Origin of the sequence: Chryseobacterium sp. C3 (assembly GCF_014218905.1) — a bacterium.
Classification (GTDB): Bacteria; Bacteroidota; Bacteroidia; order Flavobacteriales; family Weeksellaceae; genus Chryseobacterium; species Chryseobacterium mucoviscidosis.
Window position 1 is genome coordinate 321199 of the sequence record NZ_JACLCU010000001.1, and the last position, 24785, is coordinate 345983.

The 24785-nt window shown below is 35.0% G+C and carries 22 protein-coding genes; 9 read left to right on the plus strand and 13 right to left on the minus strand.

What is annotated here, in order from left to right:
• Nucleotides 1-33 precede the first annotated feature (33 nt).
• Both H6W53_RS01465 and H6W53_RS01470 read left to right on the plus strand, forming a co-directional pair.
• A complete protein-coding gene (locus H6W53_RS01465) occupies nucleotides 34-768 on the plus strand; it encodes a phosphatase PAP2 family protein (protein WP_228457732.1) in 735 nt (244 codons plus the stop codon).
• Between the two features lie 13 nt (nucleotides 769-781).
• Nucleotides 782-1198: an EamA family transporter gene (locus H6W53_RS01470; protein ID WP_185204575.1), complete on the plus strand. Its 417-nt coding sequence runs from the start codon at nucleotides 782-784 to the stop codon at nucleotides 1196-1198.
• Between the two features lie 190 nt (nucleotides 1199-1388).
• Here H6W53_RS01470 and H6W53_RS01475 read toward each other — a convergent pair whose 3' ends face one another.
• From H6W53_RS01475 to H6W53_RS01510, 8 genes are all read right to left on the minus strand, one after another.
• Nucleotides 1389-4493 (minus strand): efflux RND transporter permease subunit, encoded by a 3105-nt coding sequence (locus tag H6W53_RS01475; RefSeq protein WP_185204576.1) that lies wholly within the window; start codon nucleotides 4491-4493, stop codon nucleotides 1389-1391.
• A gap of 4 nt (nucleotides 4494-4497) precedes the next feature.
• Nucleotides 4498-4797: a DUF190 domain-containing protein gene (locus H6W53_RS01480; protein ID WP_185204577.1), complete on the minus strand. Its 300-nt coding sequence runs from the start codon at nucleotides 4795-4797 to the stop codon at nucleotides 4498-4500.
• Nucleotides 4798-4808: 11 nt separating this feature from the next.
• A complete protein-coding gene (gene mgtE / locus H6W53_RS01485) occupies nucleotides 4809-6179 on the minus strand; it encodes a magnesium transporter (RefSeq protein WP_185204578.1) in 1371 nt (456 codons plus the stop codon).
• 11 nt (nucleotides 6180-6190) lie between these two features.
• Complete coding sequence (locus tag H6W53_RS01490) at nucleotides 6191-7258, minus strand: efflux RND transporter periplasmic adaptor subunit (RefSeq protein ID WP_185204579.1); 1068 nt, start codon at nucleotides 7256-7258, stop codon at nucleotides 6191-6193.
• Nucleotides 7258-8511 (minus strand): TolC family protein, encoded by a 1254-nt coding sequence (locus tag H6W53_RS01495; RefSeq protein ID WP_185204580.1) that lies wholly within the window; start codon nucleotides 8509-8511, stop codon nucleotides 7258-7260. Before H6W53_RS01495 ends, H6W53_RS01490 begins: the two co-directional genes overlap by 1 nt.
• A 78-nt stretch (nucleotides 8512-8589) precedes the next feature.
• Nucleotides 8590-9957 carry a sensor histidine kinase gene (locus H6W53_RS01500; protein ID WP_185204581.1) on the minus strand — a complete coding sequence of 456 codons (1368 nt, stop codon included), beginning with the start codon at nucleotides 9955-9957 and terminating at the stop codon, nucleotides 8590-8592.
• Nucleotides 9954-10631: a response regulator transcription factor gene (locus H6W53_RS01505; protein WP_185204582.1), complete on the minus strand. Its 678-nt coding sequence runs from the start codon at nucleotides 10629-10631 to the stop codon at nucleotides 9954-9956. The genes H6W53_RS01500 and H6W53_RS01505 overlap by 4 nt, the downstream gene beginning before the upstream one ends.
• Nucleotides 10632-10983: 352 nt before the next feature.
• Entirely contained in the window at nucleotides 10984-11166 is a 183-nt protein-coding gene (locus H6W53_RS01510; protein WP_185204583.1) for a helix-turn-helix domain-containing protein, read from the minus strand.
• A gap of 684 nt (nucleotides 11167-11850) precedes the next feature.
• Between H6W53_RS01510 and H6W53_RS01515 the strand changes: the two genes are divergently transcribed.
• Together H6W53_RS01515 and H6W53_RS01520 are read left to right on the plus strand one after the other, a co-directional pair.
• A complete protein-coding gene (locus tag H6W53_RS01515) occupies nucleotides 11851-12429 on the plus strand; it encodes a YdeI/OmpD-associated family protein (RefSeq protein WP_087710213.1) in 579 nt (192 codons plus the stop codon).
• 351 nt (nucleotides 12430-12780) lie between these two features.
• Entirely contained in the window at nucleotides 12781-13284 is a 504-nt protein-coding gene (locus H6W53_RS01520) for a hypothetical protein (protein ID WP_185204584.1), read from the plus strand.
• A gap of 43 nt (nucleotides 13285-13327) precedes the next feature.
• Here H6W53_RS01520 and H6W53_RS01525 read toward each other — a convergent pair whose 3' ends face one another.
• Nucleotides 13328-14359, minus strand: coding sequence for a threonine aldolase family protein (locus H6W53_RS01525; protein ID WP_185204585.1), 1032 nt, complete (start codon nucleotides 14357-14359; stop codon nucleotides 13328-13330).
• An 84-nt stretch (nucleotides 14360-14443) separates the two neighbouring features.
• Here H6W53_RS01525 and H6W53_RS01530 point away from each other — a divergent pair, with 84 nt between their 5' ends.
• Nucleotides 14444-15097 carry a metal-dependent transcriptional regulator gene (locus tag H6W53_RS01530; RefSeq protein ID WP_185204586.1) on the plus strand — a complete coding sequence of 218 codons (654 nt, stop codon included), beginning with the start codon at nucleotides 14444-14446 and terminating at the stop codon, nucleotides 15095-15097.
• 794 nt (nucleotides 15098-15891) lie between these two features.
• Here the strand turns inward: H6W53_RS01530 and H6W53_RS01535 are convergent.
• The 4 genes from H6W53_RS01535 to H6W53_RS01550 all read right to left on the minus strand — a co-directional run bounded on the left by H6W53_RS01535 (nucleotide 15892) and on the right by H6W53_RS01550 (nucleotide 20275).
• On the minus strand, nucleotides 15892-17070 hold the full coding sequence (locus H6W53_RS01535) for an aminotransferase class V-fold PLP-dependent enzyme (RefSeq protein ID WP_185204587.1): 1179 nt from the start codon (nucleotides 17068-17070) through the stop codon (nucleotides 15892-15894).
• A gap of 142 nt (nucleotides 17071-17212) precedes the next feature.
• Nucleotides 17213-18352 carry a hypothetical protein gene (locus H6W53_RS01540; protein WP_185204588.1) on the minus strand — a complete coding sequence of 380 codons (1140 nt, stop codon included), beginning with the start codon at nucleotides 18350-18352 and terminating at the stop codon, nucleotides 17213-17215.
• Between the two features lie 10 nt (nucleotides 18353-18362).
• Nucleotides 18363-19277 (minus strand): TssN family type VI secretion system protein, encoded by a 915-nt coding sequence (locus H6W53_RS01545; RefSeq protein WP_185204589.1) that lies wholly within the window; start codon nucleotides 19275-19277, stop codon nucleotides 18363-18365.
• Between the two features lie 56 nt (nucleotides 19278-19333).
• Complete coding sequence (locus H6W53_RS01550; protein ID WP_185204590.1) at nucleotides 19334-20275, minus strand: type VI secretion system baseplate subunit TssG; 942 nt, start codon at nucleotides 20273-20275, stop codon at nucleotides 19334-19336.
• 286 nt (nucleotides 20276-20561) lie between these two features.
• Between H6W53_RS01550 and H6W53_RS01555 the strand changes: the two genes are divergently transcribed.
• From H6W53_RS01555 to H6W53_RS01570, 4 genes are all read left to right on the plus strand, one after another.
• The gene (locus H6W53_RS01555; protein WP_185204591.1) at nucleotides 20562-21353 is read left to right on the plus strand and encodes a S1/P1 nuclease; all 792 of its coding nucleotides are present in this window, start codon (nucleotides 20562-20564) and stop codon (nucleotides 21351-21353) included.
• Between the two features lie 391 nt (nucleotides 21354-21744).
• On the plus strand, nucleotides 21745-22611 hold the full coding sequence (locus H6W53_RS01560) for an RNA polymerase sigma factor RpoD/SigA (RefSeq protein ID WP_027385416.1): 867 nt from the start codon (nucleotides 21745-21747) through the stop codon (nucleotides 22609-22611).
• Nucleotides 22612-22677: 66 nt separating this feature from the next.
• A complete protein-coding gene (locus H6W53_RS01565; RefSeq protein ID WP_185204592.1) occupies nucleotides 22678-23166 on the plus strand; it encodes a hypothetical protein in 489 nt (162 codons plus the stop codon).
• Nucleotides 23167-23277: 111 nt separating this feature from the next.
• The gene (locus tag H6W53_RS01570) at nucleotides 23278-24525 is read left to right on the plus strand and encodes a hypothetical protein (protein ID WP_185204593.1); all 1248 of its coding nucleotides are present in this window, start codon (nucleotides 23278-23280) and stop codon (nucleotides 24523-24525) included.
• Nucleotides 24526-24785 lie beyond the last annotated feature (260 nt).

Sequence of the window (24785 nt, forward strand, 5' to 3'; positions counted from 1 at the left end):
CGCCTTTTCGTATTAATTTTTGCTTGTGGAAAAATGTCTGCACAAACAAGCAATGATACCATTCAGGTTCAGGAACCAAATAAAGACAGTATTATTGCATTAAGCACTGAAAAAAGTCATTTAAATTATAAAAGCTTAATCATTCCTACCGCACTTATTGGTTACGGAGTCGCCAGTTTGTCTGTGAATGGTCTTAAGCAATTAAACTTCTCCACCAGAGACGAAATTAATGAGCACAAACCCGATCATATCAGATTGGATAATTATACACAGTTTGCCCCTGCAGTTTTGGTGTACGGATTAAATGCAATCGGACTGAAGGGAAAACATAATTTTAAAGACAGAAGTATCATCTACGGAACTTCAATGTTAATTACATCAGCAATTACAGTTCCTTTAAAACATATTGTTAAAGAAGAAAGACCGGATGGGTCCAATAATCTATCATTTCCTTCGGGGCATACGGCTATAGCATTTGCTTCTGCTCAATTTATGTTCAGGGAATATAAGGATACCAACTTCTGGCTGGGAGTTTCAGGATATTCATTTGCCGTTTTTACAGGAGTTTACAGAATGTTAAATGATAAACATTGGGTAGGGGATGTCGTTGCAGGTGCTGGTTTTGGGATACTTTCTACAGAATTAGCCTATTGGTTATATCCTAAAGTTAATAATCTGTTGGGAGGTAAAAATAAAAGTACAGCGACGATGGTAATGCCATTTTATCAGGATAAAAGTATGGGAATAGGTTTGGTTAAAACTTTTTAAATTAATAAGAAATATGTGGTTCTATTATGCGCTGTTGTCGGCATTATTTGCGGCATTTACAGCTGTTTTTGCCAAAATGGGAGTTTCCAATGTCAATTCTAACCTCGCAACCGGGATAAGGACTGTGATTATCCTTGTATTGGTATGGAGTATCGTGTTCATAAAAGGTGAAGCGAAAGATATAGGTTCGCTGTCAAAATTTAATATTATTTTTCTTGTTCTTTCCGGGATTGCAACCGGATTATCATGGCTGTTTTATTTTAAAGCATTGCAAATAGGAAAAGTGTCGCAAGTAGCCGCTGTAGATAAATTAAGTGTGGCTATTGCCATTATTTTATCTGTATTATTTTTCAAAGAAACATTAACGTTAAAAACAGCAATCGGTGCTTTGTTAATCATTGGCGGAACTATTTTGTTTGCAATGAAATAGTTGGGTTCTCATCATCAAATTATTTAACGAAGTGGACATTTTGCCCCATTTTTGGTTTGAACCCTACTATTATTGAAATAGCAAAATTAACTGACTGTTCAAAAAACACTGTTCAAAAAGTAAAAAAAATTATAAAATTATTATAAACACACCCTGAGGTAAAAAAAATACGATAAATAACATTTTCATATCATTCTCTCTTTCCCAACCATAAATATAACGGTGGAAGTAATATGGGAGCGAATAACAATGTGCTTGTCAAACCACCGATGATCACTGTAGATAACGGACGCTGTACATCAGAACCGATACCTGATGAAATAGCGGCAGGAACAAGACCTATAATTGCGACTACCAATATAGAAAGCAGTGCCCGCAATTGTTCTTTAGAAACCTGAGCAACTGTCTGGTTGTTTACAGCATTCTGTGTGCCTCTATTTAAAGCTGAGACTAATAGTACACCCGCCATTACAGATATTCCGAAAATACTCACAAAACCAACTCCAGCTGAGACATTAAAATAATACCCCCTTAAAAGCAGGGCTACAATCCCGCCTCCCAAAGCAAATAGAATACAACTCATTGTAATTAAGGTGTATCTCAAATTTCTGTATAGCATAAATAGAAATAAGAAAACCATCAATAATGTAAGTGGAATTGTAAATAATAATTGCTTTCCGGCACGTTCTAAATTTTCATACTGACCGCCGTAAATAATATCATAACCTTTGGGAACCTGAACCCTTTTTTCTACTTTGGATTGCAGTTCGTTTACAAAACTTCCCTGGTCACGTCCTTGTATATTAGTACGAACGGTTATCATTCGTTTGCTTCCGTATCGGTAAATATTAGTTTGCCCCTCTACAAAATGAATGTCTGCCAATTGATCCATCGGAATTAATGCTCCGTTTGCTGCAGGCACCAACAAGTTTTTGATGGCATCAATAGAGTTTCTGCTTTCAGGTAAAAAGCGAACCATAATATCATATCGTTTGGCTCCATCGTAAAGTGTTGAAATTGATTTTCCTCCGATAGCTGCTTCTATCATATTTTGAATATCGGCCACATTGATCCCATAACGTGCCGCCGCTTCTCTGTTTATATTAATCGCTAATTGTTCCTGTGCACCTTCCTGTTCAATATTTACTCCTTTTGCTCCTTGAATATTTTTGGCAATAGCAGCAATACTATCCGCTTTTTGACGCATCAATTTTAAATCATCCCCAACGACTGAAATTGCCAGATCAGCGGCACTACCATTTACAATCTCCATTACCTGATCTATGATAGGCTGTCCTGATGAAAATTGTACAGAAGGCAGTTGATGCTGTAAATCTGTCTTTATTTTTTCAACCAAATCCTTTTTGGATATAGTATCACTCCATAGTTTATAATCTTTAAGACCTACCAAAATTTCGTTTCTATTGGCTGGGAATGGATCTGTACCATCATCATTCCGCCCTGTCTGAGTGATTACATAAGAAATTTGAGGGTATTTTGAGACTATACTTCTTATTTTAGGGGCATACTTTGCATTTTCCTGAATGGATATTCCTGCAGGGAAATTGCCACGTAAAAAAATAGACCCTTCGTCCAAAGTAGGTAAAAACTCTGTCCCTAATTTTATACCACAAAGGATTAATATAAGCACAATGGAAAACCCAATAATAGTTGTTTTCTTATATGATTTTAAGAATAATTCGAGTGTTTTCCCATATATTTTTGTAAGAAAATCCAAAACAAAATTTTTATGCTCTTTCATTGGCTTATTTACATCTGCTAGGCTTTTTCGATAGGCGAAAGAAATGAGAACAGGAATGAACGTAAGTGCTGCGAGCATAGAACCAATAACAGCAAAAGCTAATGTTAAGGCCATTGGCGAAAACAATTTTCCTTCCACTCTGGTCATCAAGAGAATTGGCATATATGCCAAAATAATAATCGTTACCGAAAAGAAAATCTCTCTTCCGACTTCCTGTGCAGCCTGCAAGGTAATTTTTACGATACCTTCCTTTTTTTCTTCCGGTGTAGCTGTTCGGTATTTTCTGATCAGATGTTCTGCCATCACACAGGCGCCATCTACAATAATTCCAAAATCTATGGCACCTAATGAAAGTAAATTGGCTGGAATACCTGTAAGCCGCATCAATATAAATGCAAAAAGTAAAGAGAAAGGAATGGTTAACGCAACAACCAACGCACTTCTTACACTTCCCAAAAAGAAAATCAGCAGGATAATAACAATAGAAACTCCTTCAAACAAAGTATGGGCTACAGTTTCAAGAGAATGGTCTATCAGGAAGCTTCTGTCATACATTGGACGTAAAGTTACACCTTGAGGTAAATCACTTTCCTGAAGTAACGCCATCCTTTCTTTCAGAGCCTTTAATACTTCACTGGGATTTTCATATCTTCTTAGCAATACAATGCCTTCTACACCGCTGTTTACATCCTTTTTTTCTTTGGTTACTGTATAGCCCAAAACGCCGCTTGGCGGTGGTGGTGTAATTTCAACAGTAGCAACATCACGTACAAAAACAGGAATGCCATTTTCTGATTTTAATACAATATTCTGTATATCCTGTTCAGTTTTAATGGCACCTAAACCGCGAATAGCAAAACCTTGTCCGCCCCTTTCAATAATATTTCCGCCAGTATTCTGGTTGTTTAAATTAACAGCATCCATAACATTTTGCAATGTAAGGCTGTATTTTCTTAATTTTTCAGGTGAAGTAATGATATGAAATTGTTTTAAAGGACCACCGAATGTGGCTACATCAGCAATTCCATCTACCTGCAATAATGCCGGCTTTATAACCCAATCCTGCAGATCCCGCAATTGTGCCTGACTGTAAGTTGGAGGTGCTTCCACTACGTACCTGAAAATTTCGCCCACCGCTGTAGAAAGGGGGGCTAATTCCGGTGCAACACCTTCCGGCAGTTCTGCTCCTGCCAGTCGTTCCGTAACCTGCTGTCGGGCAAAATAATCATCCGTCCCATCTTTAAAAGTAAGCTGTACAACCGCAAGTCCAAATATAGTTCTGCTTCTGCGATCTAAGACATTAGGTGTATTTTGCAGAGCTCTTTCGATAGGAATAGTAACCTGCTGTTCTACTTCTTCCGCTGCACGTCCTTTATATTGGGCAATGACAATGACATTGGTGTCTGCAATATCCGGATAGGCTTCTATTTTGAGCTGTGTAAAACACCAAAATCCGATAGCCATTGTAACAATGCTAGCAGCAATTACCGCCCAACGGTTTCTTAAACTGAATATGAGTAAATTCTTGATCATTTTTTTACCATTTTTCTACCTGATGGGTAACAATAAACCCTCCTTTATACTGATTTCTAAGTTCACTTAATACAGCTCTCACTTTTTTTTCTTCATCAATAAAAGTGATCATCATCGGTGTTTCGTCAAAACTAAACAAATCGTTCGGCCGGTTAAGACGTTGATTTTCACCATAGCCTAATCTGCCTCGAAATACGGTTGCTCCTTTAATATTTTGTACAATTAAAAATTGCAAAATGAATTCGTACACTAATTGTGTTCCTTTCAAATCGTCAGCGTCTATAAATATTTGTGCTTGTATCATAATTTTGAGGTTTAAAGTATTGTTCCTTTCAGGATAATAGAGGCAATGGAAAAGTAGATTATCAAACCTGTTACATCTACTAAAGTGGCTACAAATGGTGCCGATGATGTAGCCGGATCTATTTTGCATTTTTTTAAAACAATGGGTATCATAGAACCGCTAAAAGTTCCCCACATGACAATTCCAATCAGTGAAAAGAAAATGGTTACAGCCAATAAAAACCAATGCTGTCCGTAATCGTACCAATGCAGGTTTTGCCATACTGCTATTCGGATCAATCCTATTGTTCCCAGCACAACACCTAGTGATAGGCCCGATAAAATTTCCCTCCTCATCACATACCACCAGTCTTTCAATCTTATTTCTTTCAAAGCCATCGCGCGAATAATAAGAGTAGCAGCCTGAGAACCGCTGTTTCCGCCACTTGAAATGATGAGTGGAACAAACAAGGCTAATACAACTGCCTTTTCAATTTCCCCATCAAAATACCCCATTGCTGTTGCCGTAAGCATTTCTCCCAAGAATAGGATTACCAGCCAGCTGGCTCGCTTTTTTAATAATTCAAAAAAGGGAGTTTCCACATAGGGGTAATCTAGTTCTTCAACACCTCCTATCTTTTGAATTTCCCTTGTATTGGCTTGCTCTTCAACATCTAAGATGTCATCAATTGTCACCACGCCCAGTAATATATTTTCGGCATTTACGACAGGCAGAACAACTCTGTCATATTGCTTGAATTTTTCAACAGCATCTTCTTTAGTTTCTGTAATGGTCAGACTTGGACAGAAACCATCTAAAATATCGGTGACTTTTTTATCTGTATCATTCAGGACTAATCTTCTGACAGGAATATCGTCTATTAATGTATTATTAGTGGCTACCACATAAATTACATTGGCAGTCTCATCATCCTTATGGTTATTTTTCAGATGTTCAATGGCATCTGCAATAGTGACTTCCTGATGGACAGTCGCCACATCAGTATTCATTATCCTGGCAACACTGTTTTTGGAATAACCCAATGCTGTTTGCAGGTCATCTTTATTTTTTTCGTTCAGTAGGTTAATGAAATGGGTCTGCTCTAAACTTTTTAAAGACGAAAAGAATATGATCCTGTCATCCGAACTTAGTTCATTTAAAATACGCCCCTGCCGTTTAGGAGATATACTTTTAAGAATATTCTTCTGTAAAAAATTATCCAAATAAGTGAAAACAATACTCTGGTCAGAAGCAGACAAAGCCTGAAATGCCTGTAGAGCATAATCAAAGGGAATTTCAGTAAATATTTTTGCAATATTTGATGGATGTGCATAATTTTTCTCATTTCGGCTATATAAAAGATCAGAAAAATCTCCGTTTAAAATTTTTTCTTTAATTGACATGATTTCTTTTTTTAATATCCAAAGGATAGTCCCTTTAATTGCATTACCCCTTCCACAGCTACTTCATCTCCATCATTTAAACCACTATATACAATAGTTCTGTCACCCACCTGACTGCCAACAGTTACTTCTCTGCGTTCAAAAATATTCTTGCCTTTTTTCACAAAAACATAATTTTTGGATTGTACCGTGACCAAAGAGCTTTTGGGTATACTGATGAAATCGCCTTCGTTTACCCCAAATGAAATGTTAGCAAACATTCCAGATTTCAGTTTATTATTTGTATTATCTATACTTATCCTTAGTTTTATCATCCGGGTAGAATTGTCTATAACATCGGCAATATCTTCAATATATCCTGTGAACTTTTCATTCGCGTAAGCATTAAATACTACGATACAAGTACCTCCTTCTTTAATCTTTCCTGTCTGGCTTTCGGGAATATCGGCAATAATCCATGCTTTTCCTCTGCTTGCATGAAGCAGGGCATCCGGGTCAAAACCTGCCATTTTTAATTTTGACTGCTGTTCCAGAATAAGGCTCTGTTCGGTTATCAGATCTGTTTCAGCTGCTGCTTTTTCGGCAATGGCAGCATTCTTATCACTTTCAGCAGCTATTTTATCCACTCTTGCATCGGCAACTTCTTTACCTGTACTTGCGCCATGTGCAAACAAATCCTGAAATCGTTCTATTTCTACCTGCTTTTGTCTGATGATCGCTTGTTTTTGTCCTACAATAGTTTTTTTTTGCGCAATAATCGCTTTCTTTTGCGCAATATTGGCTTTCCGGTTCATTAAATCGGTATAATTTGTACTCAGTTCAGGATCGTTGAATAAGATGATCCTGTTCTCAACAACTGTGGCTACAATTTGTGCAGGTGCTGTAACATCTGCATTAATAGTACCCGAAGCTATTTTTTCTGTTTTGAAGAAGGTAAAGGTTTTGGCATCTGGAAAAGTAATCGTTTGTCCACTGTTACTTACAATAGGTGTTATACTTTTTTCCGGTTGTTGAGTTTCTTTACGACCACAAGCAGTTAGAAATAGCACTGCTGAAATTATATAAATGCTTTTTTTCATTATTTTGCCAATTGATTAATTAATCCTGTTGCGTACAGTACTTGAATGTTACTTTGTTTATATTGTTCTAAAGCATCAAAGTATTGTTGCTGTGTTTCGAGCCAGCTTCTTTGCGCTTCAAGAAAATCTATCATGGTAGTTCCACCCCGCAGATAAGAATATTTCACATTATTTAAAATAGTTTTTGCCTGTATGTTTATATTTTTGAAATTTTCGAGCGTTTGTTTTTGCAGTTGATAATTCGCATGAGCAGTGGCAACTTCTGTTTCTATTTTTTTTTGCATCGTATTCAGCTGCTGCTCGGCTTGTTGTTTTAAAAGAACTGCTTTTTGCCTTTCTCCCTGATTTCGCGAGAAGAAAGGAAGTTCAAATGTAGCATAGGCTCCTACATACGGTATTGTATTCTGTGGATTATAAACAATACCTAGTTCGGGACTTGGGATGGATAAAGATTTTTGCAGTCTGATATTGGATGAAGCAGCTTCAATAGCTAATTTGGAAGATGAAATATCGCTTCTGTTGTTTAATGATTGCTGTAGCAGGCTATCTATATCCGATGGTATTGGGTACAGAAGATCATCGGAAATCTCAGCATCTACATCTTCTTTTGTTCCAAGCAGAAACTTTAGTTCTTTTTGTTTATTGATAATTTCCTGTTGGGCTGTTTTGGTTTGAAGTGCATACTGTTTGCCCAATAATTCGGTGCGGTATAGATCAATTTGGGTAATTACCTGTTTTGCATAACGATATTGGTTGATATTTACCAGGCTGTCTATATTGCTTTTGGCAGTTTGAATCAGAGCCAGCCTTTTTTGTGCAGACCATAATTCTATCCATTTATGGGCAACTTCAAGATATAGGTTTCTTTCAGTTTCATTATAATTTTTTTCGGATACAGCGGCTGTTTTTTCTGCAAAATCAATTGCATATTTGCGCTGTCCTGCTATTTGGAAAGTCTTTCCTAATTGCAGACTGGCTTGTGTATTTGCTGAATTTAGCAAACCAGTATTCTCAGCATAATCCTGTTTTCTAATGGTACTGATGTAATTTATTCCCATCACGGGATTAGGTCGTAGTTTTGCAGTCGTTATATCGCTTTTTGCAATCTCGATATTAAATTTTTCAGTCCTGAGAACAGGATTGTTTCCCCGAGCTATCTGTAATGCTTTTTGCAAAGTAATCTGGGTTTGTGAGAAAATACTACCCGAAAATAAAAAGTTTAACAGAAGGAAATAAATATACTTTTTCCGCATCGTTTCGATTTAATGAATTACTGCGGCAAAAGTAGAAAAACCTGTTGTTGGATTTTATTAGAATTCCATTAGAATTTATTAGAGATGGGGGAGTTCGATCCTGAATATTGTTCCTGTATTTGGTTTTGAAAAAACTGTAATTTTACCTTTATGTAACAGGACTATTTTTTTTGTAAGTGATAATCCTATACCATTTCCATAAGCAAACTGCTTGTTTTCACCACGATAAAATGGAGTAAATATATTATTCACATCATTGTCGGAAATTCCAATGCCTGTATCTTTAAATTGTAATAGTACTTTGTTATTATCATGTGCAATAGAAGCTGTACATTCTTTATTGCTGGAAAATTTACACCCGTTTTCAAACAGATTAGCAAAGGCGACTTTTAACAAATATTCATTTCCTTTAACTGAAATCTGATCTTCATTATCAATATCGTTTTCAAAATGCAAATCAATTTTATAATTTGTATATACCTGCTGTACCTGTTGTTTTGCATCCAGTAAAACTTCGTCAATTCGTATTTTTTTAAATGAAATTTCAGAAGGATCATAGCTGGCTTTTGCAAAGTCTAACAGGCTGTTGGATAGACGGACTATTTTTTTTGCATCATTCAGTGAGCTCTTAATGGCCTTTTTATAGGCTTCATTATCCTGCTCTTTATCAATTGCTAATTCGAGTTCAGAGATAATGGCAGAAAGCGGAGTTCTTAATTCATGTGAAATATTGGAAACAAAATTTTTTTGGGCATCAAAAGAATTTTCAAGTCTGTCGAGCATTCCATTAAATGTGTTTCCCAATTCTGAAATTTCGTCTTTATTATTTTTGGTATTTAAGCGTAAATAAAGATTGGTAGCTGAAATATTGTTGGCTTTATCCGTCATTTCTTTTACAGGCTTGAATACTTTTTTTGAAAAGATCCAACCTGCTATAAATATGAATAGAATAGAAAGTAATAGTACCAGCAAACTATTTTTTAAGAGGTTATTTAATTTGCTGTATCCATATTCATCATACGCGGCGGCTGTTACAATATAATCCCTGCCTTCAAAAGAATATCTTAGTCCCACTACCTGCCAGTCTTTCTGATAAAATTGAGTTTCTCCTTTTTTTTCAATTTCATCAATCATTCCTTTTGTCTCTTTTACAAAATCAATGCTTACAGCATCATGATATAATAATTGAAAAGAGGTACTGTAAATCGCTACTTCTACCTCATTAATGGTTATTCTATTGTTTTTATAAATATTTTGTAGTGTCTTGGAATCTACCTGAGCTTTGAAAAATAGATTAGCTTTGGTTTCAGCTTCTTTTTTTAAGACTGTATAAAACTCCTGTTCTCGGTTTTCTTTGGCTGAAAAATAAATAATAGCAGCAAACAACAACAAAATTGAAACTGTAATGATTGTGAACAGTAAGGTAATCTGTGTTCTTATTTTCATTTTTTAATCAGTATAAATCCCATTCCGGACTTGGTATGAATTAATTTAGGCTCAAAATCCTTATCAATTTTTTTTCGTAAATAATTAATATATACATCTATAAAATTGGTTCCTGTGTCAAAGTAAGTATTCCATACTTTTTCAGCGATCTCTGTTCTTGACAATACTTTTTCAGCATTTTGAACCATATAGGTCAGAAGATCAAACTCTTTGGGAGTAAGGTTGATCTCCTTAGTGTCTCTCTTTACTGTTTTGGTTTGAAGATCCATTTCAAGATTGGCATATTTTAGTGAAAAATCTGTTTCAGAATTTTTTGGAATCCTTTTTAGTAATGCACGAATCCTTACAATTAATTCCCTCATTTCAAAAGGTTTTACCAAATAATCATCAGCACCTGCGTCAAAACCTTCTACTTTATCATCTGTGGTTCCTAGCGCGGTAAGCATAATAATTGGTATTTGTGGTTGTATCCTGCGGATTTCACGACAAAAATCAATTCCATTTAATTCAGGCAAAAGAATATCTGTGATGATAAGATCATAAGATTTATTTATTGCTAATGTCTTTCCCGAAAGCCCATCAACAGCTAATTCGGTATGAAAACCATATTCCTCCAATCCTCTCTGAATGAGCTCTGCCATTCTTTGATCATCTTCGATAACTAAAATATTCATTGTAAAAATTAAAAAGTGTTATTTTAAATTCTGAATTTTTCAATTCTTCTTTCTAAAGTATTTTGGGCATAAGTAACTTTCTTGTGGAAGTCAGAAGTGTTTTGTCCAGTCATATGATATTATTACTGCAAAATAAGTCAAATTTTAATTATTATGATAAAATGTAAATCAATTTTTACATTCTATGTATCTACTATATAATGATATGCGCACCTATATTAAATACTTTGAACTTTCTAAATACAATATTATGATGATTGATGGAGGATAATCAGTTATTTAATTACAAATTATACATTTTGGCTTGAAGCTAAAGTACATTAAAACGTATTTAAAATCAAATAGTTAAATCTTAAAGTGTAAATCTTGTCCCATTTTTGGTTTGAAGCCTTAAAACATCAACCGGAGGTTTAGATTTTCCGTTTTCATAAGAACTGTATCTGGAAGCTGTAATCTGTATTTTTTGAGACAATTCGCGTTGGGTTTTTCCTAATTTGGCGCGTAAAAGTCTGATATTTTCTGAAAAAATCGACATATAAAAAATTAAAACGTAAAAATACGAATGTTTGCCGGAGAATCCTAAGTTTTAGGGCAGTTGTGGATAAGTTCCTTGAAAAATATTTTGATAGAGTCGGTAATCATTCATAAAATTAAAATGCTTGAAAATTTTCGAAGCAGAAAAGTAACGTTTGATTAATAGCAGATAAATAAATTCATTAAAACTAAAAGGAAAGTTTTAAAACAAGATTAAACAGGATCATCTGAAAGAATTTTGGTCATGAAGATATTCTGGTTTTCAATTTGAGAGAATTCTTAAAATACACTCTATTTAACATAATATAAATTATAGGATTCTTTGTTTATGCCTGAATAGAGTATTTATGTCGTTCTTTTAAATTCTGCTAAATCTTTTATCCATAGTCATTTATGCGTTTTAAAGCCCTTTAAAACAAAGATCTACCTATGCTATTCATTTAATTTATAAGACCATATATGCGTTTAAAAAAGCTTCGCTTCTATCTTATGATTAATTTTACATTTTATATAATTTGTCTGCATTAATATGCAGCTTTAATTCAATCTAAAACTGCTGTAATTATTTAGCTTAAAATATTTATGAAATAATTTCTATAAATTTTAAGTGGCAATACGAAAAATGAATAAATTTGATTTTACCTTAAACCGAAAATAATTTCAATCAGTTGTAAATGAAAATATTATGAATCCAAAAGTTGATTTCTTTTTTAATAAAACCGGACAATGGCAGACAGAATTTGAAAAATTAAGAACAATTGCATTGAAAACTGAGCTTACAGAAGATTTAAAATGGGGCTGTCCGTGTTATACATACGAAGGGAAAAATATATTCCTGATTCATGGTTTTAAAGAATATTGCGCACTCCTCTTTTTCAAAGGCGCTTTGATGAAGGATCCTGAAAATATTTTAATTCGGCAGACAGAAAATATACAGGCAACAAGACAGATTCGTTTTACAAACCTACAACAGATCATTGATTTAGAGAATGTTTTAAGCGATTACATATTTGAAGCGGTGGAAATTGAAGAATCCGGAGCGAAAGTTGAAATGAAAAAAACACATGAATTCAACATACCGGAAGAATTTGCTCAAAAACTAAATGAGAATCCGGAACTTAAGAAAGCTTTTGAAGCGTTAACTCCCGGAAGACAGCGTGCGTATCTACTCTATTTTTCTTCAGCGAAACAGTCAAAAACCAGAATATCCAGAATTGAAAAGTATATCCCTGAAATTCTTAACGGAAAAGGTTTAAATGATTAGTTTATATTTCATCAAACTGTATATTTTTAATTTAAAACTTGTTTAAACTAATTTCAGAATTAACCGCAAAAGGGACAAAAGATCATGTTAAAGCGAATTTCCAGAATAATCAAAGTACTCAAAAGAATAAAAATCAAAGATTTTTAAAAACTATTGTGAGCTTTTTCATTTATAATGATCAGCTTAAATAAAAATTTAGTAGATCTTTTCTGACTTTTGCGGTTAAATAAAAGTTTAAACAGACTTTTATACAAAATTTAACAATAAATCATTATCTCAACAAAATTTAATTGTCATCATAAATTAGTATTTTAGTAAGATCGAAAAAATTTGACTATAAATAATAAGGTTATGAAAAAATTACTTTTATTAAGTTCATTATCCGTTGTATTGTTTAACTGCAACAAAAAGCCGGAAGCTCCGGCTGCAAATGAAGTTTCTGCGGATACTGCTGCGACAACAGAAAAAGTGATCGATACATTAGGTGCGAAATCATTCTGTTACATGGGAGTTACCGGAAAAGATACCGTTTTTGTAAGCATTGACGATAATCTGGGAACCATCACCGGAAAAATGGCAACTAAAAACAGCGAAAAAGACAATAATGAAGGAACTTTAAGCGGCATCAAATCTGGAGATACACTTAAACTGACGTATGAATTTGCTTCTGAAGGAGTTTCAGGAAATAAAAATGACATCTATTTTATACAGACCAAAGACGGCTTAATGGAAGGAATCGGCGAACGTGATGCTGAAACCGGAACAAAATACGCCAACGAAAAAAAGATAAAATATGAAGGCGGAAGAAACCTTAAAACCGCTGATTGCAGTACGGTTACAAAGGCTCTACAATAAAAGACAGTAAAATATAAATGCAACCAAAATCGGTTGCATTTTTTTATAATTCTTTGTTAATAATTTCAATAAAACTGTTTACGGCTTCATCATTTGTATTCCAGGAAGTGATGAGTCGGACAGCAGAAAAATGCTCATCGATTTTCTTCCAGACATAAAATTCAAACTTTTCAGATAGTTTTTCAATTAAATCATGGCTCAGAATCGGGAAAATCTGATTGGTGTATGTATCAGATAAAAACTGCACTCCCCTTTCTTTCATTGCATTTTTCATCTTCATCGCCTGCGAATTGGCGTGTTTTGCCAGATCAAAGTACAGATCATTTTTCATCAGTTCCAGAAACTGAATTCCCAAAAGTCTTCCTTTGGCAAGTAATGCTCCTTTCTGTTTGATATTAAAGGCAAAATCCTGTTGCAGCTCCTTGTTATTGATTACGATGGCTTCCCCGATTAAAGCTCCGTTTTTGGTTCCTCCGAGATAAAAAATGTCAGTCAGTTCCGCCACTTTTTCCAGCGTAAGATCGCTGATTTCGGAGGTTAAACCGTGTCCCATTCTCGCACCATCCATGAAAAGATAAAGACCTTTTTCTTTACAGAATGTAGAAAGTTCTTCCAATTCTTTTAAGGTATAAATCGTTCCCAGCTCCGTGGAATTCGAGATATAAACCATCTTTGGCATTACCTGATGCGGAACGTTTCTATGATTCTCAAGAACCGGAATAATATCTTCCGGAGTTAATTTTCCGTCTGCTTTTTCAATGCTCAGAATTTTATGCCCCGTTGCTTCAATTGCTCCGGTCTCATTGTTAAGAATATGTCCTGTTGATGCAGAAACTGCACATTGATAAGGTCTTAAAACCGAAGAAATAACGATAAGATTTGCCTGTGTTCCGCCCGAAACAAAATAGATCTCAGAATCCGGACCGGCGATTTTTTCTTTTATCATTGCTTTTGCTTCTAAAGAATACAGGTCTTCTCCGTAACCGGCTTGCTGATCGAGATTATGCTCTGTAAGAGCTTTTAAAATATTGGGATGACAACCTTCTGAATAGTCGTTTTTGAATGAAAATTTCATAGAGTAAAATTAAAAAAGTTCGCCGAAAGTGCCTAATTTATTCATAATATTTTGTTAGATTTGTACAGAATTTCATCTAACATTTTGAAAAATACATTAACAGAAGAGAATTATCTGAAAGCTTTGTTTCATCTGGTAGACCATGAGGGAAAAGTGACGATTAACGAACTGAGCAAATTTCTGAACGTAAAAATGCCAAGCGTTAATAATATGATGAAGAAATTTGCAGACAAAAGCTGGGTAATTTACGAAACTTACAAACCTTTGATTGTCACAGATAAAGGCCGTCGTGAAGCTTCTTTGGTCGTAAGAAAACACCGCCTTACAGAAATGTTTCTGGTGAAAAAAATGAATTTTGGCTGGGAAAATGTTCATGAGATCGCGGAACAACTGGAACACGTCCACTCTGCTGTTTTCTTTGACAAAATGGATGAAATTCTGGATTATCCGAAATTCGATCCTCACGGAGAACCCATTCCTGATAAAGACGGAAATATTATTGCGCAGGATCTGCAAAAGCTAAGCAACTGTGAGGTTGGAGAAACGGTTGTTTTTGCATCGGTTACGCTTTCGGATGATGCTTTTTTAAATTATCTCACCGAAAGAAATTTACTCCTGAATAAAAGAATCAAAATTATTAAAATTGAAAGCTTTGATAGATCCGTAACCATCGAAATCGAAGGAAAACAGGAAGTTTTAAGCAAAAAAGCGACGGAAAAAATATTGGTGAAGAAATAATTTTTTCGTCAGTAAACAAATGTTTTGACAAGTTCATTTTGATGATTTTAAGTGTTTCTCTAAGCTTTTCGAAGAAGATAAATATATTTTACCTGAGTTCAGGATAAATCTTCTTAAACGCAAGGTTAAACAAAGAGATTCAATTATCAGGAATCAGCTTTTAAGATATACAAAGGCGTAAAACTTATCAAAGTAATACCATTTCATTTTTGTTTTTTGGTTTAATGGTCAAAAATAGTTGGTGAAATTCTTCGCAACGCTTATTATTACTAATGATACAGTAAGTTTATTGAACTTTGTTTCAATAAACTTTTTTTGTAGCTGAAAATTCAAAAAATATCGTTGTTGGAGTTTCAAAAAGTATGGATGTGATTTTTTTGGGAAAGCAAAACAGTAAGCGTCGTTCGTAAAAGGTTTTTAAGCCATAGTGCTGTTCCAATAATTTGAAAAAAAAGGATGGCAAAAGCCATCCTCTAAACTATTGTTTACAGCGTTGATTGTATTGCTGGTAATGAACTACGTTCGTAATCTTCGTAAAGCATCCGCTTTATCTCAATTATTCCTCAGCATTGCTCATTTCCTCTTCCAATCAACAGCCAAATATTACGAATTATTTTTGTGAAAAACACCAACTATTTTTGACCACATTAACTGTTTTTTTAAATAAACGAAGTGCCTTTGTTTACCTTACAAACTTTTAATAAGTAAAAAAATCTTTTGTCTTTCTTTGCGATAAACTAATATAATACATAAATCAATCATTTAAATTTATTTCTTATCACGAACTGAGGTTATTATTTTAAACTATTTTTCAGAATTTCAGAAACCTGTTCAATCTCCTCTAAAGTATTGAAGTAATGAGGTGATAATCTCACGATTCCGTTGATTTTTTTATTTGTAAAATCAATTAACGCTGAATTCTTATACGTTACCGAGAAAAAAACATTATTTTCTTTCAAAACTCTTTGAATATTTTCCAGATCTCCATCCGGACCGGAAAATGTAACAATGCTGCTCAGATGATTTCCCCAATCCCAAACTTTAAAACCACTGTCTTTCAATCTATTTCGCAACTTTTCAGATAAAATCTTATTGTATTCTGCAATGGTATCCAATCCGATATGGTTGGCATATTGTATGGCGTGCTTAGCTCCTAATAAAGAAGCATAGGAAATTTCCCAGTGCTCAAATCTTTTGGCTGTTTTAAACAATTCATAATCATTGTATTCCGTCCAGTCCGCTCCTCTCATATCCAACAGCAATGGCGCATAATTCTGTTCCAAAACTTTATCCGAAACATACAAAAACCCTGTTCCTCTCGGTCCGCGCAAAAATTTCCTTCCTGTTGCCGTCAGAAAATCGCAGCCTATCTTGTTTACATCAACAACCATTTGACCGACCGACTGACAGGCATCAACCAAATACAAAATATTATATCTTTTACAGATTTTGCCGACTCCTTCAACATTCTGAATCAGTCCCGAATTTGTCGGAATGTGCGTAACGGCAACGAGTTTCGGGGTATATTTTCTGATCAGATTTTCAAGATCTTCCAGATCAAGCTCATTGTCTGGAAGATTTCTGGTTCTGATGATTTTGATATTTATTTTTTTCTGAAGCGAAATAAAGGTGATCTGATTGGAAATATAATCATCAGCCGTTGTGATAATGACATCATTTTCTTTAAAAACAATGCTCGATAATGCCTTTGTAAATGCTTCGGTCGCACTTGTTGCAAAGGCGATATTGGAAGGTTTACAGTTAATCAGTTTTGCCGTTTCATCATAAAATTCTTCTAATAATTCAGCATTTCTGTTGGCAACTTCATATCCTCCGAATTGTTCTTCCTGCTTTAAATAATCAATCATTGAGTCAACGACGATTGAAGGCATTAACGAAGATCCTGCATTATTCATGAAAATTTTTCCGTCCGAAAGACCTCTTATATCTTCTCTTATTTTAGCTACATTCATTTTTTATTACTGTTTAATTTTGACGAAAGAATAATCATTTTCAATAATTTGATTTCCAAAGAAATTTAACTTCTAACAATTTTACACAAAAAATCCCGAATTTATCGTATCGGGATTTGTATTTTTTAAATATGTTTTGACATTAATCCAAAACGCTCCACCCTCTTTTTGGGTTACTATTGTTGGAAACTTCCTGCTCGTTAACAATAATATTTTCTTTTCTCTGACCAATATAATCCAGTTCACTCAGTTTGGCAAAGATCGTTTCAAGACTTCGCAGCATCTGCTGAATATAAAGGAACGGTTCTCCACAATTATGATGATCGTAATTGGTTTCAGCAACTATTGAAAGCTGATTAAGTAAAGTATGAGGAGCAATTTCACTCCATTCCAGACTGTAATTCAGCATTTCTTCCAATTCTGCAGGAACCAGAACCTGAGTCGCATTATACAGGCGGAGTGCAAGTTTTGCAAAAGATTCAATTAAAAATACAGGCGGCTGATAAGGCGTAATATTTCTGAACTGAAAATACATATCTCCAAAAGTATCGATCATGGTATTGCACAGGAATTTAACATTTTGTGCCAATGCCGTATTCTGATTTTTATGAGAAGCTTTCTGAATAATTTTAAAAGCATACTGCTGTAAATTCCCAATGGATTTTGCGAAATTGTTATAATAACCAAGCAACGCAGGATGACTCTGAATCGATGTGCATGGCGGAATAAAATTAGAATCTACCTGCGCAATATTTCCTTTTAAATCTACTTTTCCGATGATCAGATAATTTCCTCCCGAATAGCTGCTGTTCAGTGATGTTACGGGAAGCAGTTCGATATGGTGATTCGATTGTGCATTCGGATGACGGGGCGGAATTTCCTCCGGATCGATATCTCCAAAAGGAACTTTATCAAAAGGATTTACCGAAATCAGGATGTAATATTCTCCGTCTGCCTGTTCCTCATGCATGGATTTTGCCAGAGATTTTACGCTCACTCTCCTGTCGTTCAGTTCAATTCTGTAACCCGCCATGGTGACTGCGCTGCAATGTTTGATAACCAACTGAACATCATTAGTCGCGGTATTATGAACATCAAAAATAGTTCGGTCGGTAAAGTTATTCGAGATCGGTAAAAGTCCGTAATTATAGGTCGTTATTCCCAAAGAATTGGAATCTCGGATGGTATCGATTAAAAAATTATCCTGATCATTAAGATGTCTCTGGGAAACCTTCATCCCGTCAACCCAGTTAATGGCAAAATGCTTTATAGGCTGTATCATATTCAATATTTTAGATGGTGTTTTGCTGTGGTTTTCTTAAGCCTTCTTCTTCATGCTGGATCACTCTTTTGCAGATCACGACGTCGTTTTCAGAAATTCTGTTTTCTGTAATATCCTGATCGAAATCGATGTATTTTCTGAAGCTGAAGAACGATTTTTTGGTATAAAAGATCCAGTAATAGGATTCTCTGGTTTCATCCGTAAGATGAATAACAGAATTGGGATTTTTGTGGTTATAATCGTCCACAACTCTGTAAAACCAGTCCCCGAAAGTAATTCCGGTAGGTAAAGTTTTCGCTTTGATTCTGAATCTGTTGGAATCCTCAAGGTTTTTGCTTAATTCTACATTCAAAACCATTAATCTGTCGAAATCCGCCCCTTCAAAATCCGGAAGTTTCTGTTCCGGAGAATACCTCCAGGTTTTATAAATATCCACCGGAATGCTGATTAACTGCACATAACAGTAATGAAAAACGAGAGGAACAATAAAAATGAAAATACTGGTCGCTGCCATAATCGGATAACCGGTTCCACGACTCATCCAGCCGAAAATCAGGTAAAAAAGATACCCTCCGAATCCGATACACGTTAAAGACAGAATCGATTCAAATAAAATACTTTTTGTGGTAGAACTGAAATGTTTTTTGAAATACCGATCTGATAAATTAACATGAATAATTCCTAAAATAAGGTAAATGATCTGGGCAATTAAATACCAGTAAGGATTGAATAAATTTCCTGCAAACCCGAAAATTCCCGGAATAGCAAGGCATAAACTGCACAGCAGAACGTAGATGATAATGGTTTTGATCTTAATTGCGGGTTTGTTTTTTCTGATGATTCCTAAAATGACCATCATAATAACCGCAAATAAAGGCATAAGAATATACCTTAAAAAGATTCCTTTTACTGAAGAAATTTCCATTTGTCTTTTTTCGAATTAATATTTTTCTTGGTGATTGTAAATATAGTTAAAAAAATTCACAGAAAGGTAGAGTAACCGAGCCGGTTTGCATTTCTATCATCATCTTCCAGTGCAAAAGAATAATCCTTTTTTTCTGTGATAAAATTTTCTTCCACATCTACACTTACAGGCAGAAAATAATCGTACATCGCCTGCAAAACTTTCCGGAACGGACTGCCGTCGATATATTTTTTCATTTCGGTGTAAGGAATTGGTCCGATGTTTATTACCCAGTTTCTCTGTCCGTCCATATGTTTTCCGCTCGGAATATAGGTAACTCCCAATCTGGAATTTCCCAGCAGCATAGAATCGTCTTCCTCTTCCACTCCGTCAATAATATTCGGGGCAAAAGTTACTTTTACAGGAGTCTGTAAAAATGCGGTCATGCAGCGTTCAAACCAGGATTTATTTCCTCTGATCTGATGAAAAAACGGAAGAATATAAATAAAAATACAGGCATTTTTCTTATCCAACTGATTAATCAAAGGCCAGAGTTCACTTACGGTTTCCAGTAAAGAATCTGTATCACTTGATATTTCAAAATCAAACTCTTTGAGTAAAGCACTGATCTCGGTAAAAAATATTTCCAGCTCAAAAGGTTTGAAAAACTTTCGGGCATCCTCTTCCACTCTTTTCTGTTTGCGGATTTCGCGGACAACGGTGTCTACATTTTTTCGGGAAGCACCTAAAGAAGGCGGATGAAAAAGTCCTTCGGGAAGATAATCATAAATCCCTTCCCGATAGGTTTCTATGGTAAAAACTTCTTCGTCAAAACCCAGATAATCGCTAGAAATACTTTTAATATCCTTTAAATAAGCACGGTCATTAATCCCGATCCTGTCGATAAAAATATTGCTTACCGCTCTGTGGTATTTTAAAAGATTAACAGCTACAGCTTCCGCTTTGAAGTCGGTCTGCAGCTTATTGTATTGCATATCTACAATATTATTCTCATACATGGTTTTTCCTGTGATTTGGCTTGTAAAAATAGTATATCTCGAATTATTGAAAAAATATTATTCCATTAAATTCATACTAAATATACTAAATTTTCAGAATTTAAAAGAATAATATAAATCTTAAATGCGAAATTTATGAAAATTAGAACATCTAAACAGGCTTTAAAAATCCGAAATAATATTAGATCATGTTTAAGATTACGTTAATTTTTAAAATCCTTATACTCAAGCTTAACCTGAACCTTAAATTAACCGTATCTTTGCCCCCTGAAAATGTTATTTTACAATGAAAAGTATTTATTCTAAAATGCTGGTTTTAGCATTCATCGCATCTTCGCTTTATTCTTATGCGTGGGGATTAACGGGACACAGAATTATTGCAGAGATCGCAGAAAATCACCTTTCCGGAAAGGCAAAAAGAGAGATCAGAAAAATGATGGGGAGAGAACGTCTTGCGTACTGGGCAAACTGGCCGGATTTCATTAAGTCTGATACTACAGGAGTCTGGAAGGAGACTTCAGCTTGGCATTATGTAAACATCGATCCGCAGACAGATTTTAAAGTATTTGAAGAAAAACTGAAAGCGCAGGCGGGACCAAATTTATACACGCAGATCAAAACATTATCCAGCCAGATCAAAGACGAAAAAACGTCTGAGAAAGACAGAAAAATCGCTTTAATTTTCCTGATCCATATGATGGGAGATCTTGCGCAGCCTTTACACGTAGGAAGAGCGGAAGATTTGGGAGGAAACAAAATTAATGTAACTTATTTCGGAGAAAAATCCAACTTACACTCTGTCTGGGACGGAAAACTGGTAGATTCTCAGAAATACAGCTACACAGAATATGCAAAATTATTAGACATCAAATCTGATGATGAAGTAAAGCAGATCCAGACCGGAACTTTAGAGGACTGGTTGTACGATTCTCACAAAATTGCCAACAGGATCTACGCACAGACACCAAACGATTCTAAACTGTCTTACGATTATCAGTATAAATTTAACGATACAATGGAAAGACAGCTTTTGTATGGAGGTCTGAGACTGGCAAAATTGCTGAATGACCTTTTTTAAAGTGAATTACCAATGGTGAATTTTAAAAGTCAATTTATTTTCACCTTTAAATAATAGAGCGGAACTTTTGTTTCGCTTTTTTTATTTTAAATAACAATATTCACAATATTTGTCATGCTGAAAACATCTAAAAAAGTATATTGAAAGATTTGTTTCTTGGTAAGATTTGAACATACATTTCGAACGCGAAAAGCCTTTATGTAAAAAGTTTTAAAAATTTATTGAAGATCTAAAAAGCCCTAAAATCGCTGTTCTGTGAAGTGAGAGCTATAATTTACAACTATTTTTTCAAATTAAGTTTAATTAAATGAAAATATTTTGTAACCAGTGTAACCTTTTTACTGTTTCATACGTATATTATAGTAGAAACTCTTTTTTGAGGATAAAATAGATGAGACAATTAAAAATCACTAAGCAGGTAACCAACAGGGAAACTGCTTCATTAGACAAGTATTTGCAGGAAATTGGTAAGGTAGAACTAATTACTGCGGACGAAGAGGTAGATTTGGCACAGAGAATCCGTGCAGGCGACAGAGCAGCACTGGAAAAATTAATTAAAGCCAACCTTCGTTTCGTGGTATCGGTTTCTAAACAATATCAAAATCAAGGTCTTTCTTTACCCGATTTGATTAATGAAGGTAACTTAGGACTGATGAAGGCGGCAAAAAGGTATGATGAAACTAGAGGTTTCAAATTCATCTCTTACGCGGTTTGGTGGATTCGTCAGTCGATCTTACAGGCTTTGGCAGAACAGTCGAGAATTGTAAGATTGCCGTTGAACAAGATCGGTTCCATCAATAAAATCAACAAAGCTTACGCTCACCTTGAGCAGGAAAACGAAAGACCACCTTCTCCGGAAGAATTGGCTGAAGTTCTTGACATGAGCGAGGAAGATATCAAAGAATCGATGAAAAACTCCGGAAGACACCTGTCAATGGATGCACCTTTGGTAGAAGGAGAAGATTCTAATCTTTATGACGTATTGCGTTCAGGAGAATCTCCAAGTCCGGATAAAGACTTAATGCTTGAATCTCTTCAAATTGAGATCGAAAGAGCATTGAATACTTTAACTCCGAGAGAGGCTGATTTGGTGAGATTATACTTCGGACTGAACGGAAAACATCCGATGACTTTAGAAGAAATCGGGGAAACTTTCGACCTTACAAGAGAGAGAGTTCGTCAGATCAAAGAAAAAGCGATCAAGAGATTGAAGCACAACACCAGAAGTAAGATCTTAAAATCTTATTTAGGGAAGTAATTTTTAACGAAACAATACTACGCGGAGCTTGATTTTCAGGTTCCGCTTTTTTATTTTTGCTAAACTATGGAACTGTATTTTGCTATCGTAGTGCTTTTCTGTTTTTTGGTGATAGGAAATGTGGGAACGCATTTTTATTATAAGGAAAAACACAAACAACTTTTAAAATTCTTAATAGGAAAAGAATTTTTGTGTATTGAAAACGTAAAGATAGATATTGATGTATCACATAATAAAACCTTCCGCGGCTATCAGATAAATAAAGCCGATGTTATCTTCTTCAGAAAACATATTTTTCTACTAATTAGAGGTAAAATTTTCAGTCAGGCTCAACCTATTTTACAGATCAGCAGAATTGGAAATACCGAAAAATTTAAAGATGTCTGGGAAGAGATTAATTATATATCCAAAATGAAAGTCGAAAATAAGCTTAGAATTAGCGGGTTTGCACTACGCGGATCATTTAAAGTTGACTACAAAATATTTTTGGATTTCCAGAACCAAGATTTTGATTTAGAGAATTATATTGACAGCCAAAATATTTATAATAATTAATTACTCAGAAAACATAAATTTAATACATAATTAATCCGCTTGAAATCCAGTTAGAAAAAGAATCCGATAGTTTCGCATGCAATTTAAAATCCCAAACAAATTAAATTAATCATGATTCAAAGAAAACTTTTCGGATGGATGCTTTTGCTTACCATAACGAGCATAGGATGTACAGATAATGACATCGCTTCAAATTTAAAAGAAGAAAATTTATCTTCAAAAGCCAGTCTCAGCAAATCTGCCGCAGACGTAAGCGTAAATGCTTACACAGATACAAGTGCATACATCAATTCCGGTTTCAGCTTTTTAAACCCTTCACAGATTGATAAAAACCGTCAGGCAATCGGCGGAAATGCTTATACCGAAGTTTACGGTTTCAACATTCCTGAAGAAAACAGAGTGAGAGGAATCCGCTGGAACACCGATGATGAAACAACTTCGCTTTGGAGACCGCAGGGAATTTCAGGATTTACTAAAGATGGAGTCCGTTATCTTTTGGTGAGTTGGTACGCGAAAGATGAAGCTGAATTTAAAGGTTCCCGAATTACCCTGATTGACATCAGTCCGAGTTCCAGTACATATCTTACTTACCGTCATATTCTTTTGGTTCAGCCCGATATTCCGGCAGGTACAACAGGCTATTCACAATATGGTTCTTACGCTCCGTTGAATGTTCATGCAGGCGGAATTGCCTATTTTAAAGGTAAAATCTATCTCAGCAGCACAAATTTAGGCGTTCGTGTTTTCGATCTGAATAAAATTATTGAAGTAAGCACGGGAGACACCACCAATGATAAATGTGGTAAAGATTCTAACGGAAACCTGTTCGCTTTCAATTACAGATACATATTGCCACAGACAGGATATCAGAAAATCAATAACGCGAATCCTTTCTCTACGATTCAGGTAAATGATGAAGGAACGCAGTTCTGGACAGGACAATATTATTCAGGCAGCGCCGATGTTTCTATTGTCCCGAAAGTATTTGGTTTTCCGGTTGATACGAACGGAAGACTTCAGAATACAGGAATTGTAACCGTGACTCCGAAAAACAGTCTTTTCACAGACAATCATGCGCATGGAATTCAGGGCGTTTTCAGAAAAGGCAACAGAACATGGCTTTCCTGTACCGGATCTCCAAGCAATTCTTACGGATCAAACGCAAGATTAGCGCGTTATACCGATGGTGCAGATGACACAGTACGTTTCAGATGGCCATATGGAGCGGAATCTCTTTACTATGAGTCTCAGTATAATTATTTGTGGAGTTTAACCGAATATGAACCGAATGCAGGAGCACAAAACGGAAGTCAGGTAAACCGATGCATTTTTGCGGTTGATTTTTCCAAATACGAATAGTAAAATTTGAAATTTAAAAAACAGATAAAGACCGTCATTGCGATGGTCTTTTTTTATTCTAAATTGCTTTAAATTAATTAGCTATGACCATCGCAAAGGCACAAAATATTGATTACATACGGTCTTGTTTTAAGACGCAAAGATTTTATCTGCGATAAAATTAAGCATCATTTTTTATTGAAAATCTTTGATTTTCTTGCGCCTTAAAGATTTGAAATTAATAAAAAACTTGCGTCTTTGCGTTTCCAACAAGAATATTT

Bases quoted from the DNA above. Each gene is read 5' to 3' on its own strand.
- H6W53_RS01505 (WP_185204582.1), bottom strand. From the start codon at position 10,631: ATGAATATTTTAGTTATCGAAGATGATCAAAGAATGGCAGAGCTCATT.
- H6W53_RS01570 (WP_185204593.1), top strand. From the start codon at position 23,278: ATGATTCAAAGAAAACTTTTCGGATGGATGCTTTTGCTTACCATAACG.
- H6W53_RS01555 (WP_185204591.1), top strand. From the start codon at position 20,562: ATGAAAAGTATTTATTCTAAAATGCTGGTTTTAGCATTCATCGCATCT.
- H6W53_RS01520 (WP_185204584.1), top strand. From the start codon at position 12,781: ATGAAAAAATTACTTTTATTAAGTTCATTATCCGTTGTATTGTTTAAC.
- H6W53_RS01480 (WP_185204577.1), bottom strand. From the start codon at position 4,797: ATGATACAAGCACAAATATTTATAGACGCTGACGATTTGAAAGGAACA.
- H6W53_RS01565 (WP_185204592.1), top strand. From the start codon at position 22,678: ATGGAACTGTATTTTGCTATCGTAGTGCTTTTCTGTTTTTTGGTGATA.
- H6W53_RS01540 (WP_185204588.1), bottom strand. From the start codon at position 18,352: ATGATACAGCCTATAAAGCATTTTGCCATTAACTGGGTTGACGGGATG.
- H6W53_RS01475 (WP_185204576.1), bottom strand. From the start codon at position 4,493: ATGATCAAGAATTTACTCATATTCAGTTTAAGAAACCGTTGGGCGGTA.
- H6W53_RS01495 (WP_185204580.1), bottom strand. From the start codon at position 8,511: ATGCGGAAAAAGTATATTTATTTCCTTCTGTTAAACTTTTTATTTTCG.
- H6W53_RS01525 (WP_185204585.1), bottom strand. From the start codon at position 14,359: ATGAAATTTTCATTCAAAAACGACTATTCAGAAGGTTGTCATCCCAAT.
- H6W53_RS01515 (WP_087710213.1), top strand. From the start codon at position 11,851: ATGAATCCAAAAGTTGATTTCTTTTTTAATAAAACCGGACAATGGCAG.
- H6W53_RS01490 (WP_185204579.1), bottom strand. From the start codon at position 7,258: ATGAAAAAAAGCATTTATATAATTTCAGCAGTGCTATTTCTAACTGCT.
- H6W53_RS01545 (WP_185204589.1), bottom strand. From the start codon at position 19,277: ATGGAAATTTCTTCAGTAAAAGGAATCTTTTTAAGGTATATTCTTATG.
- H6W53_RS01465 (WP_228457732.1), top strand. From the start codon at position 34: ATGTCTGCACAAACAAGCAATGATACCATTCAGGTTCAGGAACCAAAT.
- H6W53_RS01470 (WP_185204575.1), top strand. From the start codon at position 782: ATGTGGTTCTATTATGCGCTGTTGTCGGCATTATTTGCGGCATTTACA.
- H6W53_RS01510 (WP_185204583.1), bottom strand. From the start codon at position 11,166: ATGTCGATTTTTTCAGAAAATATCAGACTTTTACGCGCCAAATTAGGA.
- H6W53_RS01500 (WP_185204581.1), bottom strand. From the start codon at position 9,957: ATGAAAATAAGAACACAGATTACCTTACTGTTCACAATCATTACAGTT.
- H6W53_RS01550 (WP_185204590.1), bottom strand. From the start codon at position 20,275: ATGTATGAGAATAATATTGTAGATATGCAATACAATAAGCTGCAGACC.
- H6W53_RS01535 (WP_185204587.1), bottom strand. From the start codon at position 17,070: ATGAATGTAGCTAAAATAAGAGAAGATATAAGAGGTCTTTCGGACGGA.
- H6W53_RS01560 (WP_027385416.1), top strand. From the start codon at position 21,745: ATGAGACAATTAAAAATCACTAAGCAGGTAACCAACAGGGAAACTGCT.
- mgtE (WP_185204578.1), bottom strand. From the start codon at position 6,179: ATGTCAATTAAAGAAAAAATTTTAAACGGAGATTTTTCTGATCTTTTA.